General features: G+C 28.1%; 15 protein-coding genes and 1 tRNA gene. 15 read left to right on the forward strand and 1 reads right to left on the reverse strand.

From position 1 onward, the window contains the following. Positions 1 to 343 precede the first annotated feature (343 nt). The 14 genes from LN42_RS07800 (at position 344) to LN42_RS07860 (ending at position 15654) form a co-directional block, all read left to right on the forward strand. Entirely contained in the window at positions 344 to 1639 is a 1296-nt protein-coding gene (locus tag LN42_RS07800) for a radical SAM protein (protein WP_041638561.1), read from the forward strand. Then, entirely contained in the window at positions 1636 to 2976 is a 1341-nt protein-coding gene (locus LN42_RS07805; RefSeq protein WP_014296978.1) for a radical SAM protein, read from the forward strand. Before LN42_RS07800 ends, LN42_RS07805 begins: the two co-directional genes overlap by 4 nt. Further along, on the forward strand, positions 2960 to 3121 hold the full coding sequence (locus tag LN42_RS10985) for a hypothetical protein (protein WP_156865423.1): 162 nt from the start codon (positions 2960 to 2962) through the stop codon (positions 3119 to 3121). Before LN42_RS07805 ends, LN42_RS10985 begins: the two co-directional genes overlap by 17 nt. A 2-nt stretch (positions 3122 to 3123) precedes the next feature. Beyond that, positions 3124 to 3936, forward strand: a complete 813-nt coding sequence (locus LN42_RS07810; RefSeq protein WP_014296979.1) for an ABC transporter permease — start codon at positions 3124 to 3126, stop codon at positions 3934 to 3936. An 11-nt stretch (positions 3937 to 3947) separates the two neighbouring features. Beyond that, positions 3948 to 4670 (forward strand): ABC transporter ATP-binding protein, encoded by a 723-nt coding sequence (locus LN42_RS07815; RefSeq protein WP_014296980.1) that lies wholly within the window; start codon positions 3948 to 3950, stop codon positions 4668 to 4670. A gap of 214 nt (positions 4671 to 4884) precedes the next feature. Continuing rightward, positions 4885 to 4959: transfer RNA gene (locus LN42_RS07820), tRNA-Arg, on the forward strand. Between the two features lie 54 nt (positions 4960 to 5013). Continuing rightward, positions 5014 to 5838, forward strand: a complete 825-nt coding sequence (ylqF, locus tag LN42_RS07825; RefSeq protein WP_014296981.1) for a ribosome biogenesis GTPase YlqF — start codon at positions 5014 to 5016, stop codon at positions 5836 to 5838. 54 nt (positions 5839 to 5892) lie between these two features. Further along, positions 5893 to 7065, forward strand: a complete 1173-nt coding sequence (locus tag LN42_RS07830) for a hypothetical protein (protein WP_014296982.1) — start codon at positions 5893 to 5895, stop codon at positions 7063 to 7065. Continuing rightward, positions 7058 to 7327: an EscU/YscU/HrcU family type III secretion system export apparatus switch protein gene (locus LN42_RS07835; RefSeq protein WP_014296983.1), complete on the forward strand. Its 270-nt coding sequence runs from the start codon at positions 7058 to 7060 to the stop codon at positions 7325 to 7327. Before LN42_RS07830 ends, LN42_RS07835 begins: the two co-directional genes overlap by 8 nt. Continuing rightward, a complete protein-coding gene (locus tag LN42_RS07840; RefSeq protein ID WP_014296984.1) occupies positions 7324 to 9090 on the forward strand; it encodes a lipopolysaccharide assembly protein LapB in 1767 nt (588 codons plus the stop codon). Before LN42_RS07835 ends, LN42_RS07840 begins: the two co-directional genes overlap by 4 nt. A gap of 28 nt (positions 9091 to 9118) precedes the next feature. Then, positions 9119 to 10261 (forward strand): Ig-like domain-containing protein, encoded by a 1143-nt coding sequence (locus LN42_RS07845; RefSeq protein WP_014296985.1) that lies wholly within the window; start codon positions 9119 to 9121, stop codon positions 10259 to 10261. Beyond that, positions 10258 to 12990 (forward strand): hypothetical protein, encoded by a 2733-nt coding sequence (locus LN42_RS07850; protein ID WP_014296986.1) that lies wholly within the window; start codon positions 10258 to 10260, stop codon positions 12988 to 12990. Before LN42_RS07845 ends, LN42_RS07850 begins: the two co-directional genes overlap by 4 nt. A gap of 62 nt (positions 12991 to 13052) precedes the next feature. Next, a complete protein-coding gene (locus tag LN42_RS07855; protein ID WP_014296987.1) occupies positions 13053 to 15260 on the forward strand; it encodes a methyl-accepting chemotaxis protein in 2208 nt (735 codons plus the stop codon). A 166-nt stretch (positions 15261 to 15426) separates the two neighbouring features. Next, on the forward strand, positions 15427 to 15654 hold the full coding sequence (locus LN42_RS07860; RefSeq protein ID WP_014296988.1) for a hypothetical protein: 228 nt from the start codon (positions 15427 to 15429) through the stop codon (positions 15652 to 15654). A gap of 22 nt (positions 15655 to 15676) precedes the next feature. Here the strand turns inward: LN42_RS07860 and LN42_RS07865 are convergent, their stop codons facing one another. Beyond that, positions 15677 to 18199 (reverse strand): adenosylcobalamin-dependent ribonucleoside-diphosphate reductase, encoded by a 2523-nt coding sequence (locus LN42_RS07865; RefSeq protein ID WP_014296989.1) that lies wholly within the window; start codon positions 18197 to 18199, stop codon positions 15677 to 15679. Positions 18200 to 18383: 184 nt separating this feature from the next. Here LN42_RS07865 and LN42_RS07870 point away from each other — a divergent pair, with 184 nt between their 5' ends. Beyond that, complete coding sequence (locus LN42_RS07870; RefSeq protein WP_014296990.1) at positions 18384 to 18980, forward strand: TetR/AcrR family transcriptional regulator; 597 nt, start codon at positions 18384 to 18386, stop codon at positions 18978 to 18980. The last annotated feature ends 6 nt before the right edge of the window (positions 18981 to 18986 follow it).

An 18986-nucleotide genomic window follows, 5' to 3' on the forward strand; every position in this document is an offset into this window, starting at 1 on the left:
ACATGAAATTATTACAACGTGTAAGGAAACAGGAACAATAAAAGGAATAGCTAAAAAAATTGGTATATTGAAAAATATTTAAAATTTTTGGAAAAGTCAAAAATGTGATTTTGGAATACTGATGAATAATGAATTTTTACTTTAAAAAACACTTGAAAGTCATGTTAGAAATGGTAAAATTCAAAATAAGAGATGTAATTTAAATTGTCTAAATAAATTTCATTAATTAAATACTTTATATTTTTTTAAATATATAAATTATTATAACAAAAAATATAAGAACAGAAATAATTGAAAACTAATGAAAATAAGTTCTTATAAAGATAACATGGCAGGTGAAAAAATGTATAAGGAATCATACTACAATTATTTTTTAGAAATAGATGAAGTTCCAGTATTGGTTAATTTAAGAACAGGAGCGATAGCAGAAGTAAAGCGTGAAAATGTTCAAAAAATAAAAGAAATATTAAAAGGGAATATAGTTGATGAAGAATTATTTGAACAATTAAAATATGGTGGTTATATAGTAGAAGAAGGATATAATGAATATGAAGAAATAAAGATGAGAAATTATAAAGCGCGTTTTGATAATTCAAAAGCAATGTTTACAATAATACCAACATTTCAGTGTAATTTTGATTGTATATACTGTTATGAAACAAAAAGAAATAAAATAATGACAATAGAAAAAGCGGAAGAAATAGCAGATTATATTATAAATATAAGCAAAAACAAAAAAACGATTTCAATAGGGTGGTTTGGTGGAGAACCATTAATGAATTTTAAAGTTATTGAACATATAAATATGAAAATAATAGGAGAAAGTGAAGCAGAATTATTTTCATCAATGTCCTCAAATGGATATTTATTAAATTATATAGATGTATCAAAATTTGATGAGTTAAAAATAAAAAATGTGCAAATAACTCTTGATGGAATAGAAGAAACACATAATAAATATCGACCATTAATAGGTGGCGGAAAAACATTTGATAAAATAATAAAAGGAATAGAAAAATTATTTGAAAATACAGAAAAAACAAATGTATCAATAAGGGTAAATGTTGGTCCGGAAAATTATGATAAAATAGAAGAATTGTTTGAGTATCTTGAAAAATTTCCAAAAGAAAGAATGAAAATATATTTTAGATGGATATTTCAAGCATCTGAAAAAAATAAAGATTTTCATGTACATGTAAGAGATTTTAGAAAAGAAAATTCATTTACTAAACTCTCAAAATTATATGAAATGGCAATAAACAGAGGTTATAAAGTAATGTTGCCAATATTGAATGGAGATATGTATTGTGAATTTGATAATGTATATAATATGGTAATAGGACCGGAAGGGGAAATATATCCATGTACAGTTGCAGTAGAAGAAGGAATGGAAATGGGGAAAATAGAAAACGGAAAAATAAAACTGGAAACAAAAAAACATTTAAAATGGCATAGTCATAATGGATATGAAGATAAAAATTGTAAAGAGTGCAAAATATTACCATTATGTCATGGTGGGTGTAGAAATGCAGCATTAAATGGAAATAGAGGATGTCCTGAAGAAAAGCGAGAAACAGAAAGCTTTATAAAATTATGGTATAAGGTAAAAAAGTTTGAAAAAAAGATGGTGGTTAGATGAAAGCTTCCAGATACAATACCATTATAGAAAAAGAAGACGGAAGTCTTCTTCTTTTTAATGGAATAACAAATGCAATATTAAAAGTTGAAAAAAAGAATGCCGAAAGGATAAAAAAAATATTAAACGGAAAACTGGAAAATGAAGAAGAGATAAGTATATTAAAAAAAGGTGGATTCATAATAGAAAATGACAGAGACGAATTAAGCGATATAATAGCAAAATATAAAAAATTTCAATTTTCAAATGAATATTTTCATCTAACAATAACCATGACCACAAACTGTAATTTCAATTGTAAATACTGTTATCAAAGTCAGGCAAAAGAAATAAGTCAAAAACCATTTCAAATAAATAATATAAAAAAACAAACAATAGATTCAATAATAATGCTGGTAAAAGAAAAAATAAAAGAAAAAAAGCCAAAAATATTCAGCGTAACCTTCTGGGGTGGGGAACCATTACTTGAAAAAAATAAGATATTAAAAATAAGCAAGAATATAAAAAATATCTGTGAAAAAGAAAATATAGAATACGATGCATTTATAATAACAAACGGTTATTTACTTAATGAAACGACAATAAAAGAACTAAAAAAAGCTGGAGTAGGGAAATTAATAATAACTCTTGATGGAACAGAAGAAGAGCATAATAAATTAAGAATATTAAAAAATGGAAATGGGACATTTGAAAAAATATATGAAAATATCAAAAAAGCATCAAAAGAAATATTTGTAAAAATAAGAATAAATGTATTTCCACATAATGTAAATAGCATAAAAAGATTGATAGATAAAATATCAGAAGATAATTTAAAAGTTGAAATAGATTTAAGACAGGGAGAAATGGCAGATAACAATAAATTAAAATCATTTACATTAAAAGAATTTGCGAAAGTGGAAAGTGAATTATATAATTATATAATAGAAAAAATAGAATATTATAACTTCAATCCATTTGTAAGAATAAATCAGGCAAGATGCGATGCAACCAGTGTAAATTCTCTTGTAATTGATGCAGATGGGAAATTATACAAATGCTGGGGAGAAATAGGCGGAATATCAAAAGAAATAGGTGAATTAAAGGAAAACGGTAAAGTAGAATTAAATCACAGAAAAAATATATGGTTAGCCTTAGAACCATTTGATGAAGAGTGTAAAAATTGTAAAGTATTGCCATATTGTATGGGGGGATGCATACTGGGAAAAGTGCTGGCAGAAAAATATGGCGTAATAGAATATGGAAGAGAAAGATGCCTTCCAATAAAATATAATCTGGAAGAAATGATAGTATTAACAGAAAAAACATATAGGAGGCGAAAAAATGGAATTCGTAAATGAACCAAGAGAAGAAAATTTATTCTCATTCTGTGACTTTGGAAAAGACAAAGTTGAAAATTGTGACGAATGCTTTAATCAAGCATGTGAGCAAAATGCGAGTTGCAAAGGAGAAGACAAAGGATTCTGGGATTGGTGTGATTCCTGAACATGAAACAAATAAAAAAATTCCTGTATTTTCTGGTAAGGGATATATTAATATGGAAAAGCTACAAAACACAGGCAGTATTGGGGATACTGAGTGGATTCTTAGGATTATTGCAATTTGGATTCATGGGAAGGTTTATAGCCCAGGGGAATTACTTTCCAATGATAGAGCAGTATGGAGGAAACATACTGGCATATTTCATATCAGGAAGCGTATTCATGAGTTACACTACTCTCTCCTTAACAACATTCAAAAGTGTAATAAGACAGGAGCAGGTAATGGGAACAATAGAATACCTGCTCCTGTCGGAAACACCATTATGGGAAGTATTTATATACACAATCTTCTCAAGATTGGTATTTACAATAATAAACACAGGAATAGTATTTATATTCTTAATATACACATTTGATGTAGAAATAAAAATGAATATAATAGCATCAATAATATTATTGATAATAACAATGATAAGTTTAAGTGGAATAGGATTATTAAGTGCAGGGTTCATAATGCTAACCAAAAAAGGAGATCCAGTAAGTTGGGTATATTCATTCTTAACAGGAATGTTTTCAGGGATATACTATCCGGTGGAAATATTGCCAAAATGGATAAGGGGAGTATCGTATATACTGCCAACAACATATGCAATGGATGGATTGAGAAAAACATTAATAAAAGGATACAGTCTATACGAAATAAAAGAGGATATAATAATCCTGGTAATAATGACAGCAATAATATTACCAATAGGGATATACTGGTTCAGAGAATCATTTAACAAAGCCAGGAAATATGGCACAATATCGCAGTATTAGGAAGTGAAACAATGGAAAAAATAATAGAAATCAAAAACCTGACAAAAATATACAAAAATGGGATAAAAGCGCTGGAAAATATAAATCTAACAATAAACAAAGGAGAAAAAATAACAATATTTGGACCAAATGGAGCAGGAAAAACAACATTAATAAAAACAATAGGAATGTTCATAATACCGGATAAAGGAAAAATAACAATAAAAGGATATGACATAAAAAAAGAATCAAAACAAATAAAAAAATTAATATCAATAGCGACATCAAATGAAAGGTCATTCTATTACAGATTAAGCTTAGAAGAAAATCTAAACTTCTTTGGAATGTTAAACAACCTAACAGGAAAAGAATTAAAAAAGAAAGTGGAAAAAGGATTAAAAGAAATGGGGCTATATGAAACCAGAAAAATAAAGTATATGGAAGCATCAACGGGGATGAAGAGGAGATTAAATCTAGCAAGGGCATTAATAAAAGAAGCGGAAATATATTTACTTGATGAACCGACAAATGGAGTGGATATAGAAACGAAAATAAAGATATATGAAATAATGGAAGAGCTAAGTCAAAAAGGAAAAACAATAATCTTAGCCAGTCATGATGTAAGTGAAATAGAAAAAACAGACAGGATAGTGGTATTAAAAAAAGGGAAAATAACAGCAGACAAAAAAACAGGAGAAATCCTGGAAAAAACAACGAGAAAAAATGAAGAAAAATTGCTGGAATTAATCAAATGAGGCGAAAGCCTCATTTTGTTTTGATATGGTATAATTGAAGAGTAGAATGTGTGGTTTATAAAAACGAACTTTGAAAATCCATCGAAAGTGAGAAACTAATTAAAAATTTGCAGAATTGAAATTCTATAGTTTTTTTAATTAATTATTTATATTTCCTTTATTGCAAATACAAAAAAATTCTGGTAAAATTATATTTGGTTCTAATAATATATGCGCCCTCATAGTTCAATGGATAGAACGGCGGATTCCTAATCCGCAAATGGAGGTTCGATTCCTCCTGGGGGCACCACAAGATCCGGGAACTTCCCGGATTTTTTGTTATTACAAAAAGGAGTGTGACATTATGTGGTATCCCGGTCATATAAAAAAGGCAAAATCGAAAATTAAAACATATTTAAAAACTGTTCAGGGTGTTCTGGAATTAGTTGATGCTAGAGCTCCATATGCCAGCAGGGCTTATGAGTTTGAGGATTTATTTAAAGATAAGGATAGAATAATATTGTTTAATAAAATTGATATTGCAGACGAAAAACAGTTAAAATTCTGGAAAGATTATTATAAATCCAAAGGATATAAGGTTTTAGAAACTTCTTTAAAGAAGGTAAGTATAAAAAGCTTCTTAACTAAAGTTGTTTATAAAACATTTCCTAAAAAGTTTAGAGAATTGCGTGTAATGGTTGCTGGAATTCCTAATGTTGGTAAATCTACGCTAATAAATAGTTTAAAAGGTAAAAAATCATTACGCGTTGGAAATACACCAGGAGTTACCAAAGGCGTTCAATGGATAAGTGTGAATGATAATTTTATGTTGCTTGATACACCTGGAATTTTATATTCTGATATATACAATAAAAAAATTCTCTATAAATTAATACTTATTGGTTCAGTAAAACCAGAAGATGATGAAAAAGAGTTTGCAATAGAGTATGGATTTAACTTTTTCAAGGAAAAATATCCAGAGATTTTAAAAACAGCGCTTAAAGGAGATAATCCGCCGGAGGACTATTATGAATTTTTAAATATGTTTGCTAAAAAAAGAAACTTTATAAAGTCTGGAAATGAATACGATATAGAAAGAGCCATGAGTACATTTTTAAAGGAATTGTCAGATGGAAAATTTGGAAAGGTTGTATATGATTATCCGGAGGATTATGAGATATTAAAGTGAGGGATTAATATTTTAAATGAGGTAAATATTTTTGGAATAAACCTATTTAAAGAATTGATAAAACAGAAGAATATAAAAACATTACTGGCTATTGTAGAAGCCATAGATTCTGATATTGTCCATTTAAAGATTAATAACAACAAACAGATTATTATAAAAAATCCCGGAAAGAATTTTAAAGATATAAAACCCGGTGATTATATAAATATCTTAAATAATGAAAGCGAAAAAAAAGATATTGTACAGACCAGAGAAATTTTAAAAATAGATGGGAAGTATATACATTTTAATTTATTGAACGCTAAAAATAACATTGATTTAATTTTGCCTGATAATTCAATAAATAATAACACAAAAAAATTTTTATTCTGGCTTGGAAAGTTCATTAATACATTTAATGAAGAAGTTTATAAATCCGATGAAAATATTCAGGAAAAGATAGTTTTTAATAAAAGCCAGAAAAATTTCCTAATGTCATTTTTAAAAGAGATATATAATTCTCTAACAAATAATAAATCGTTAAAGATTCCAGATCCTGTTAAAAGTGCCAATATAATAAAAAGTTTGATTATAACCGATTTAAAAGAAGAACTTAAAAAAAGCAATACAATTTCTAAAAATAATGAACAAAAGTATAATGACAATTTTCAAAATTCTAAAATTCAGAGTTTTGAAAATAAGGGAGAACAGTTAAATATTAATAAAAGTAAAATCATTGATAATGCAGGGATAAAAAAAGAAGAAGATAGAAAGGGTAATGAAGATATTAAAAAAGAAAACGATATTTTAGGAGAAAAGAAAGATATTCCTATACTAAAAAATCAAACACATAATAATATCGTCAAAAACGCAATAAATGCATATCAAAATTTTTCAAATATGAAACCAGAAGAAAACTTTATATTTTTATCACTTTTCGGATTTCCAATATTTTTTAATATAGGCAATGAGTTTAAAATAGATGAACATACTAAAAATACAGTGAAAGTAAAAAGGATCTCCTTTTCCATATTAACCAGAAATTTTGGAAATATCAAATGTATTATATATGAAATCAATAAATCCCTGAATCTTTCCTTTGAAATTGAAAAAGAAAACAAAAAGTTTTCAGATAAAATAGAGACGCTTATTGATGAAATAAGAAGAGAAGGATTTACCGTTGGAGGATTAAAGATTACAGAATTAAAAGAAGATTCCAACCTTTCTGGAGATGGTTTATATGGATAAAAAGGTTGTTGCAATGAAATATGATGAACTAACAGATGAAGTGCCAGTAGTTATTGCAAAAGGCATAAATCATATAGCTGAAAAAATACTTGAAATAGCAAAGGAAAACAATATTCCTATAATGAAAAATACAAAAGTAGTGGAATCTCTGTATTCAATGGATATTCCTTCAGAAATTCCAGAAGATATGTATTCCATTGTGGCAAAGATAATTGCTTATGTTATGAAACTCGATAATGAAAATACAGGAGGTATTTTATGAAAAATTACAAATATGCAATTGTATATCTTGATTTAAAACCAGAATATGCAAAATTATATAATCTTCCAGTAAAATTGCCAGTGCTTGTTGAAGATATGAAAAAGGTTGCAAATAAAAACAAATTGCCTCTCGATGTCATCTTAAGGGGTTTGGAAGCTCAATATGAAATATCAAAAGATGAATATTATAAGAGTTACCTTGTATATTTCTATTATGAAGCATTTAAAGAAGCGCTTAATAAAGATGACTTTGAACAGGCAAATTATTATCTTAATGCAGCGAAAAAGCTTGGTGGTGAAGATTATCGTTTTAACTTTTATAGGGCTTTGTTGTTAAAAAAAAGCGAGCAGGAAGAATTAGCTGAACTTGAATTGAAAGAAGCTCTTGTAAAGAATCCAAATTTTCATCTTGGTCATTTTGAACTTGGTAACCTTATGTTTGAAAGGAAATTATATGATGAAGCTCTTGAAGCATATAAAAATGCCCTTGAATTGAATCCTGAATTCCTTTTGCCAAAATTAAAGATAGCTGATGTATATATTGAAAATGGGTTATTTTCTGAAGCTATTCAGGAGCTTAATGAGCTTCTTGAAAAAGATCCGGGATTTGTTGCAGCATATGTTCGTCTTGGAATATTATTCAATCAATTGCAAAGATATGAAGATGCTGCATTAATTCAGGAAAAAGGATTAAAAATAGATTCTGAAAATGTGGAATTGTTATATAATCTTGGATTTACCTATGCACGTTTGGGAAAACATCTTAAAGCTGTAGAAGTGCTTAAAAAGGCTGCAGAAATTTCAGAAACAGATTATATATTACACGAATTGGCAATTGCCTATAGAAATATAGGAGAATATATAAAATCTTATGATACAGCTAAGAAAGCATATAATGTTGCTAAAAAAGAAAATAAAAATTTAATAGCTTTATTTTTGATAAAAATATTATCTATAATAGGTAATTATGAAGATATAGAAAAATATTATAACGAATTGAAGGATACTGAATTTATGGTTTCAGCAAAAACATTTTTAATGTTTGCATATATTTCAGAAGGTGAAATTGAAAAGGCAAAACAACTGGCAAATGAGTTAAATAACTATGGTTTGTATGGAAATATGGTTTCAATATTGGATAAGGTTGAAAAGTATGTAGATTATTTAGAAAGTATAGCAGATGAAAAGTATACAATACCACTAATCAATTCTTTTGATGAAGAAGGGTTTATTGATAAATTAGGATTGTATGAAAATTTAAAGAAAAATAACATTGAAATAGAAAGTTTATTAAATGATGAAATAAATGAGGAAATTTCTGGGTTAGAATTAATTACAAATGCGTTATTATTAAGTGGTATAGATTATGGTTTAGGCGAAAGAGTTGCAACATTATTGGCGAGATATTTATGGAAAGATGGAAAGGGACTGTTTATAACAAGATTCTTATTAAGAATTTATCAGGATAAAGTTTTTGGCAATTTTAGCACACTTGATGTGTTTATAAGCGATATAATAGAGGAAATGAAAGATTTGCATTTTGGCCTTTCGAGATTGCTTGCAGATTATGAGTTAAATTTAATAGATTTTGATGGGTTAATAGAATATAATTTAAGTGAGTTTGAGGATATAATAAAAGTAATAATTTCATATATGCATATAAAGCCATTAAAAAGCGAAATTGAAAATGAAGAGTTCGAAGATTCAAAAGTTCAATCGCTATTATTATGGTTAGCCAATCTTGATGAACTAATAAAAATTTAATTAAAATAATAGGTTGGGAGGCAGTATAATGAAGAATCTAAGGGGTATATTATTGGGGATAATTATCCTGATATTATTTGTAGCAGGTTGTACGTTAAAACAGGATCAAAAACCTGTTATTCAGTTAGTAGAGCCTAATTCTGATATTATAGATAGCGGTTTTAATTTTCATTTAAAAATTTCAGATGATGTATATTTAAAAGGTTTGACGATTATGATAAATAATTCTGAAAAAATAGAAGTGGTAAGAAATCCTGAATTTAGTATTTTAAATGATGGCCTTGATTTAATGAGTTCTTTTAAAATTAATGTATTAAACGATAAGTCAATAGAATTAATATCATTAAAACCATATCCTATAGATGAAATCCCTGATGGGGAAATATTACATATACTTATAACAGCTGAAGATAATATTGATAATAAAACAGAATTGGAAAAAGACTTAAAGGTTGTTAGAAAGCCTATTATTAAATTACTTCCTTCGGAAGAAGCATATGACACAGTAGAAGGTACATTTGATATAATGGCATATATAAAAGATATAGATGCTGAAGGGAAAGAGGATTTAAGCGAATATTCAATAAACTTATATCATAAAGGTAATTTAATAGATTCAACACTTTCTCCAGTTGAAATGAAATACAATGAACACGATAAGGATGCTACGGTTACAACGCAAACATTTGAAGCATATAGATATCCTGTTGGCGATACACTTGAGTTAAAAATTTCAGCAACTGATAGAGCATCAAATACAGTAACTTTAGAAAAGGAAATAAAAGTTGGGGGAAAAGCTCCGGAGATAACAATTATAAAACCAAATATGTTATCCTCAGGTGCAACAATTGTTAATATAGAAGCAATGGTTACAGATGATGTTGAAATAAAGTCAGTAAGATTATTGGTTAATGATGTAGATATAAACGGAGATATACATATAAAATCACTTGATGCGCCAGCATTAACGCTTGATGAATTTAAAAAGAAAGAATATGTAAAAAAGGTTTTTATAACTAAAAACAATGTGGAGCTTAAAGATTCAGAAACAAGGATTATAATCGAAGCTGAAGATAGAGCCGGTAATATTGTTTCGAAAGGATTTAAAATTGTTATAGTCAATAATGAAAATTCACCAACAAAGAGATTTAAAATAGTAAAAGAGTGGTGATTATTATAAAAAAATATATTTTGTTTGTGTTTTATCTTATATTATTCCAGCTCTTTTTTGGACAATCACTTAAATTAAAAAGTATATTTCCAGAAAATAATAGCGAAGGCATTTCGCCAACAGGTGTAATATTAAAATGGAACTTTGAAAATACGGAAAATAAAAAAATTACATATGATATATATTTAGGGGAGAATAATTCTCCCCGTTTGTATAATGAAAATCTTCCAACAAATATATATCCGGTAAAATTTTTAAAACCGGAAACAACATATTTCTGGAAAATTGCTGTTAAAGAAAATGGTGAAAAAATATATGAAACCCCTATTTTGAAATTTAAAACAAGAAAATACAATAATGGCGAGTTAATATGGGTAGCTTTTGTGAAGGATAAAACTCAAATTTTTTCATATGAAAATTATACTGTTACTGCTGGGAATAACGTTATAGATATATATGATGAAAATAAAAAAATAAAATTTTCATTAAAAGAAAGATTTGTAGATATAGATATTAAAGGGGAATTTATATATCTTTTAAATAATTCATACATAAAATTATTTGATATTTCAAGTGGGAATTTAATTAACCAAATTAATCTTGATAACATATATGCCAGTATTAAAATTGATAGCAATAATAATATATTTATATACAACAGCAAAAGACTGGAAAAATTAAATGGAAAAAGTGTGGTTTTTAGGATATCCTTCGATTCAGAAATAGAAAGTGTAATATTTAAAAAAGATTTTTTTGCAGTAAAAACCCAAAAAAACTTTTCTGTTTTTGATTTAAATGGCCAGATAATTAAAGAATTTAAAATTCCCGGTCAAATACTTGAATATGATAATAATATAATTGTTTTTAAAAATGCAAATTCGTTAATAATGTCTGATTTTTCTGGGAAGATGATAAAATTACCGTTTTATGCAGAAAAAATAAAGATTTCAAATGGATATATTATATATTATGAAAAAAACTATCTAAAGCTTTATAACTATAAAACCAAAAGAATTCTTGAATTTAAAAGTTTTTCTGATTTTTTAGATGTGAAAATAATAAACAATATCATTTATGTGTTTGGTGAATACACATATGCTCAGGACTTTTCAGGTAATATAATATGGAAACATTATTTTCAGGGGAATATAATTGTTTCAAAAGTTATAAAAACAGAAAGACAAACTTTTGTATTTATATTAAAAGACAGAAATTACAATAAAATTGTTGAAATATATGATTACGATATCGGTAAAAAAGAGAATAATGAAATCATAGCTGAAAATACTATATCAGATGAAAATATATTAAAAAATGAAACAAAAGAAAGTTTAATATCAACACCTATACTTTTATATCCTGAAAATGGAGATATTATAAATACTTATACTGTTTCACTAAAATGGAAAATGCCACATTCAGAAAATGCGACAAATATAAGATATGAGATATTTTTAAAAGAAATAGGAAATGGATATATAAAAGAACAAAAAATAAAAAATATAAAAAATAATGAATACACAATAAATTTAAAACCAGAAAAAAGATATATCTGGAAAGTAATAGCTGTTATAAATGAACGTAAAGTTGAAAGTTCTGAAAAAGAATTTTTAACAGGCAAAATGGACTTTGTTTTAAAAAGGCTAAATATGGCAGCAGATCAGATGCTTTTGGATTTATATATCAACAATGAAAAAGTATATTTTACAGGTTATGGCGAAAATCCCGAATATAAAATATTGAACTTATTATATGGTGAAATTGATTTTAAATTTTCAAATCCAGATGTAAAAATATATTTGGAGAAATTTGAAAATTATGGAAAAAAGATAGAGGTTACAGATGACTCAAGTGCAATGATTATAGGTTTTTCCAGCAAAAAAGATATTCGCGGGGATATGTATTTATGTTTATTAAATACAAAAGATAAAAAAATTCTCTGGGAAACATTTGCTGGAAGTACCAAAAGGGATTCGTTTGAAGACTTTTATTTTGATAAAAATGAAGGATACATATACACCACAGGTACAATTGGGAATGATCGCTCTGAGACAAATATACAAATTTCAAAATATTCTTTAACAGGTTATAGAATATGGTCAAAAGAGTATGGAGGATATGATCTTGAATTTGCATCCAAAATAATAAAATTGGATCCATATTCATTTATTTTAGCAGGATCTACAAAATCATTTGGGAATGGAGGATATGACTTTTATATAATAAAAACCAATGAATTAGGTGAAAAAATCTGGGATTTAACAGCAGGTACTTCAAAGGACGATTTTGTTTCAAATATAATTCCTATTTCTAAAAATGAATTTATTGTGATTGGAACATCATTTAGAGATGTCCTTCAGCCATATTTTGTTAGATTAGATTCAAATGGATTTAAAACATATGGGAAAATTATTCCATTTGTAAATGATATAAATATTGTAAAAGCTATAAAAGAAGGAGAGTATATATATACTGTTGGCTGGGTTAGAGATAAAAATACATTAATAAGAAAAGGATTTATTGCAAAATTCAACTTTAACGGAGAAAAAATCTGGGCAAAAAGTTTTTCTATAAAAAAACAGGATACTATTTTTACAGATATAGGATTTATAAACAATAAAATGATAATTGCAGGAGTTTCTGAATATAAAAGTCCTAATTTAAGAGATATTATATTTATTCAAACAACAGAAAAGTATATTCTTTCAAATTTTACAGATGAAAAATAATAGTAAAAAATATGTTATAATATTAAATATGAAGGGGTATTCTATTTCAGGGAGGGGTAATAATGAAAATAAACGGAAAGATTCTGTTGTTTGTTTCTCTCATACTTATTATTTCCTTTTCTGTTTTTCTTTTTTATAGCGTTATTCAATCGCAAAATGCTTTGGAAGAAAGTTTTGTTAGTAAATTGATAGTTGCGCGTGATTCAAAGAGTATGTTTTTAAAAAACACCTTATCTTTAATAGAAAAAGATCTTGAGTATTTTTCAAAACTTCCAGTAATAATGCAGGATTTTAATGATATTGTAGCTCAGGAAACAATGTTTAAAAGTATGGGGGATACTGAAAATTTCTTAAAAGAATTAAGAGAAGTATATTATGAAAAAAATCCTTATAAAGAAAGAGAAAAGCTGATAAACTTTTTTTACGATGAAAATTTCGATGAATCAAAAATTTCAGATGCTGCACAAACAGATTTATATCCCTACAATTCAACCCATGAAGATTTACATCCTCTTTTAACGAAATTTGTTGATACAAAAGATATTTATTATGATATTTATCTTGTGTCAAAAGACGGAAATATACTATACTCTGTAAAAAAGAATGAAGATTTTGCTACAAATTTGAAAAATGGAAAATATAAAAATACTCAACTTGGAATTTTATTTAATATATTAGAAAGTTCTGGAGATACAAAAGTACATTTTTCAGATATAGGTAAATATAATGCCGGCAATAAAAAATATGGTTTTTTTGCAGGAATAAAAATCTTAAATGATTATGATGAAGTATCTGGATATTTTATAGTATATATTGATACAAATTATCTTGAATCTGCTTTAAAAGATAAAAGTGGAATGGGAAAAACCGGTATTACATATATCGTGGGAACAGATAAATATTTAAGAAGCAATCTTCCAGATAAAGAGGTATTATTAACTCAAAAAGCCAATACAAAGCCTGTAGAAAAAGCATTAAAAGGTGAAACAGGCTGGATGGTATCAAATAATTTTGAAGGGAAAAAAGTCCTCAGTGCTTATGCTCCATTTCAATTTAAAGAAGTAAAATGGGCGTTTATTTCAGAAGTTTCTGTTGAGGAAGCATTTGCAGCATCTAAAAAGATAAGAAATTCCCTGATTTTTATGTCTTTGATTATTATTTTAATTTCAATATTATTGTCTCTAATTTTTTCCAGGAAAATTACCAATCCTCTTGTAAATCTCAGCAAAAAAGTTGATAAATTTGCTTCTGGAGATTTCACTGTGGATTTTAAAATTGAAGGTAAAGATGAAGTAGCCTTAATAGCAAATTCATTAAAAAATATGTCAGATAATTTAAGAGATACAACATTATGGATGCTTGAAGCTGGTAAAAAAATAGAAGAATCTTCAGAAATTTTAGCGAAAATTTCAGAAAAAACGGCTTCTCTCAATGATAATGTATTAAAAAAATCGCAATTAATTGAATCTAATTCTGAAAATGCTTCAGCAACAACAGAAGAATTAACTTCAGGAGTAAATGAAGTTTCTACAGCAGCTCAAAATGTTTCTGAAACCGCTGCTGAAATTTCAAGATCAGTAAATAATACAACTCAATTGACGCAGGATGGAGAAAAATCAATTATAAAAATTGCTGAAATTATAGATAATGCAGTAAAAAAATCCAAGGAAACAGAAAAAACGGTTGCAGTTTTGGCTGAAAAAGCTCAGAATATTGGAGAAATTGTGGAGACAATTACCAGTATAACCGAACAGACAAATCTACTTGCTCTAAATGCAGCAATAGAAGCAGCAAGAGCTGGAGAAGCAGGAAAAGGTTTTGCTGTTGTTGCTGATGAAATTAGAAAGTTAGCAGAAGAAAGTAGAAAGGCTACTGAAGAAATAGCCAAAATATTAAATGAAATAAAAGATGGCGCTGCAAAAGCCAATCAGGCTACAGATGATACTGTAAAAGTTATAAGTCAGGTTGAAATAAGTGCAGATGAAATTCAAAGAAAATTCTCAGAGATACTTGAAAGAGTTGAAAGCATTAATGCAAGAGTAGAAGATTTAACAGCAAGTGCGCAACAACAAAGTGCTTCAACAGAAGAAATGGCTGCAGCTACAGATAAAACGGCACAAATGATATTGGAAATATCAAAAGAAGTATCAGATATAACAAGAGAAATTGAGGACGAAAGTCTGGAAATAGAAAATGTCAGTGAAAAAGCTATGGATTTATCGAAACTTGTAGAACAATTAAACGAAAGACTTAAAAAATTTAAGATTTAGAAATAAAACACCACCAATTAAGGTGGTGTTTTTTAAATTAATATATCATTGATTAATTAATTATTTGTAAAATTATTAGGACTTTTTAATAATTATTTGACATGAGATAAACTAGTATGTTATAATTCATATGTGAAAAATAAGTTTAAACAAAGAGGATGATAGTATGAAAGGGAAACAATATAATCATGAAGAGATTGAAAGAATAATTGCTGATAAGATCAAACAGGCAAATGAGCTTTTAAAAGAGGTTGAAGAATTACTAGATGAAGAAAGTCATTTAATTAAAACTGAGTCTCAAAGCCGATTAGGAGAACTTATAAATGGGCATATTGCTCTAAGTGAACATTCTGAAGAAATCAAAGAGAAAAGCGGAACTTCCCAAAAAGATTAGGAAGATCCGCTTTTTATTTATTTTAAGAGCATTTAGACCATCCGCAGGTTTTACATGAAATACATCCTTCTGTCATTAACAGGGAATTTTTGCTTAGACAGGTAGGACAATATGTATTACCTTCGTTATCTATATAATAGCCTTTTGTATATTCGAGTTTATTAGCGTGAACAAACTTTTCAACTTCTTCTCTACTTAAAGGTTTTCCAACATGAAATACCTCAATATCTCCTTCGTTGTCTTTCCATAAATCTTCGAAATCCTCAAGTGCTTTCTTAATTTCACCAGAAATACCTTTACAATATGTACCTTTTACTTTTGACAGCTGCTCTAAAATTTCATCTGCTGAGACACCTGATCTCAAAGCGATGGATGAAAGTCTTCCTATAATTTCTGCGGTTTCTGTACCATCAGAAAGGAATATTTCTATTGCTTCACCGTTATCATCAAATGAAACTGTAATATATACCGTTCCTGATCCTGTTTTATATTTTCTTGTTACGCTTTTTAAAGTATCCTTTCTTGGCCTTGCTCTTAATTTATGCTTTTCATCAAGAACAAAGAAAGTAACCTTTTTATCGTCTTTCTTTTTTGCTTTGGTTAAAACCTGTGTTTCTAATGAGCCATCTCTATATATTGTAATTCCTTTTAAACTTAATTCCATAGCCATTTTATATATATTTTTAATATCATCAACAGTTGCTTCTTTAGGAAGGTTAATGGTTTTGGAACATGATGCATCAAGATAGCTTTGAATCATATGTTGAGCCATTAAGTGATCTTCACCTGAAATGTCCATGGCAGTTACAAAAACGCGTTTTATTTCCTCGGAAATACCTTCAATATTTTGAACACTCCCTTTTTCTATAATCTCTGCTTCTAACTCACTGGTGAGTTCTCCATCTAATTTTTCTTTTAGAATTCTGTTCATATATGGTAAAGGGACTCTATTACCTTCTTTGTCTGTCATATATCTAATATATGCAAGCATAAAATTTGGTTCTATACCACTTGAAGTATCTGCAATATTTGAAATTGATCCTGTTGGTGCAACAGTATTAACCTGCACATTTCTTTTAAATTCTTTTGCTTCATTAAAGAAATGTTTTCTAATAAGCTCATTCCACTTTCTTATATTTTCTGAAAAATCATCTTTGAGCATGGCAAAAGGAATAAATCCTTTTTTGTATTTTGATCTGTCAAATAGAGGGAAACTTCCTCTTTCTTTAGCTAATTCAGTACTTGCAAGATGTGAATAATATGCAAACTGTGCAGTACTTTCAGCCATAAACCTTCTTCCTTCTTCAGAATTATAAGCTAATTCCTTTTTAAACAAAGCATCAGCAAGGCCCATAATACCGAGACCAATAAATCGTTGTTCCTTTGAAACCTTATCTATTTCTTCAAGTGGATAAACGTTAATATCTATAACATCATCAAGAAAGCGGCTGCACCAGTAAATTAAATCCTTGAAAAGCTCGTTATTTTCATGATCAGGGTTTCCAAGATTAACAAAATCCACAACCTTAGCCAGATCAATAGAACCAAGATTACAACTTCCATATGGAGGAAGAGGTTCCTCACCGCATGGGTTAGTAGCACTTACAGGAGTTACATCGCTTAGTGCATAATACTTATTGTGCCTTCCTAAAAATAGCATTCCGGGATCGCCTGATTTCCATGCATTATTTGCAATTAAATCAAATAACTCTCTTGCTTTTATTGTTTTTTTTATATTTGAATTCGGATGACTAAGTTCAATTTCTTCATCGTTTTCTAACTTTTTTAAGAATTCTTCTGGATTATCGAAATTAACGGAGATATTGAAATAGTTTAATACAGACTTACCATCATTATTCTTTTTTGAATTAATAAAATCAATTACATCAGGATGGTCATATCTCATAACAGCCATTTGAGCGCCTCTTCTTGCTCCACCTTGCTCTATTGTTGAAGCGGTAGTATTAAAGACATTCATAAAACTTATTGGACCAGATGATTTTCCACCTGTGCCAGCAATAGAACTATCTTTTGGTCTTAAAACAGAAAAATCATATCCCACACCACCGCCATATTTTTGAATTAAAGCTGCATCTTTAACAGCTTCAAATATTCCTTCCATAGAGTCTTCTAATGGAACAACAAAACACGCAGATAACATATTATGTCTATTTCTTGAATTATATATTCTTTTATAATCTTCAATAGTCATTTCTTCTAAGGGCTTTTTAAATATTTCTAATGGCAAAGTTTTTCCAGAATTGAATAATGTTGGACTATTGGGAAGGAAAACACGACTTTTAAGAAGTTTATAAAATTTCTTTTCAACATTTCTTATTTCTTCAATATCTTCCGTATATAAAATTTCAGCGCTGGCTATATATCTTGAAACCCTCCTTGTAATATCTTCCCAGCTATGTTCAAGATAATTACCTTCTCCATCTTTAAGAAAATATCTATCTCGTAATATCCTTTCAGCATTTTCAGATGGAGAAATATTTATAAAATGGTCAAGAAAATCATCAAGATTAAAAATTTCAGTCACACCATTACCCCCTTCGATTTTATTCCAAAAAAGATTATACCACAATATATGGTGGGAGTTACCAATTATTTACACAAGAAATAGTGGAATATTATAATATAATATTAATAAAAAAAACAGTTGACTTAAAGATTTTTTTGTATTATAATAAAAACGAACGTTCGTTCGAAAGCGGGGTGAGATTTTGAAAGGTGTAAAGGAAAGGATTATGGATGCAGCAGTAGAGTTGTTTTATAAAAAAGGATTTGCCGCAACAGGAGTTAGAGAAATTGCAAAAAAAGCTGGTGTAAGCACATCAATGATTAATTATCATTTTGGTTCAAAAATGGGGATTTTGAAAGAAATAATGGAAGTTCTTTTTGAAAAGCTTATTGAGGAATTTAAAGTTACAAATCTTGATGGGAAACCGCTTGAAGAGAGGATAAGAATTGCTATTAAAGCTCTTGTAAAATCAATAAAAAACAATGAAAAGATGTTCAGAATTATGCTCATGCAAATTCCTGATGAAGAAAGTGATTTAATTGAATACAGGGCATCTAAGGTAAGGGAAATTATTTATAGCGTGTTTAAAAATCATTTTGAAGGATTTGGAGATGAAAAACATTTTGAAATTTTAGGTCCAGCATTGAGCGGTATGATTTTTTCGCATTTTATTTTAAAGGATATTATTCCCCAGGTCTCAGGAATAGAATATCCAGAAAATTTTTATGACACTTACGCAGATTATATTGCAGATTTATATCTTCATGGAGCATTAAGCATTATCAATAAAAATAAGTAAAGGGGA

Source organism: Marinitoga sp. 1137, from assembly GCF_001941525.1.
GTDB lineage: Bacteria > Thermotogota > Thermotogae > Petrotogales > Petrotogaceae > Marinitoga > Marinitoga piezophila.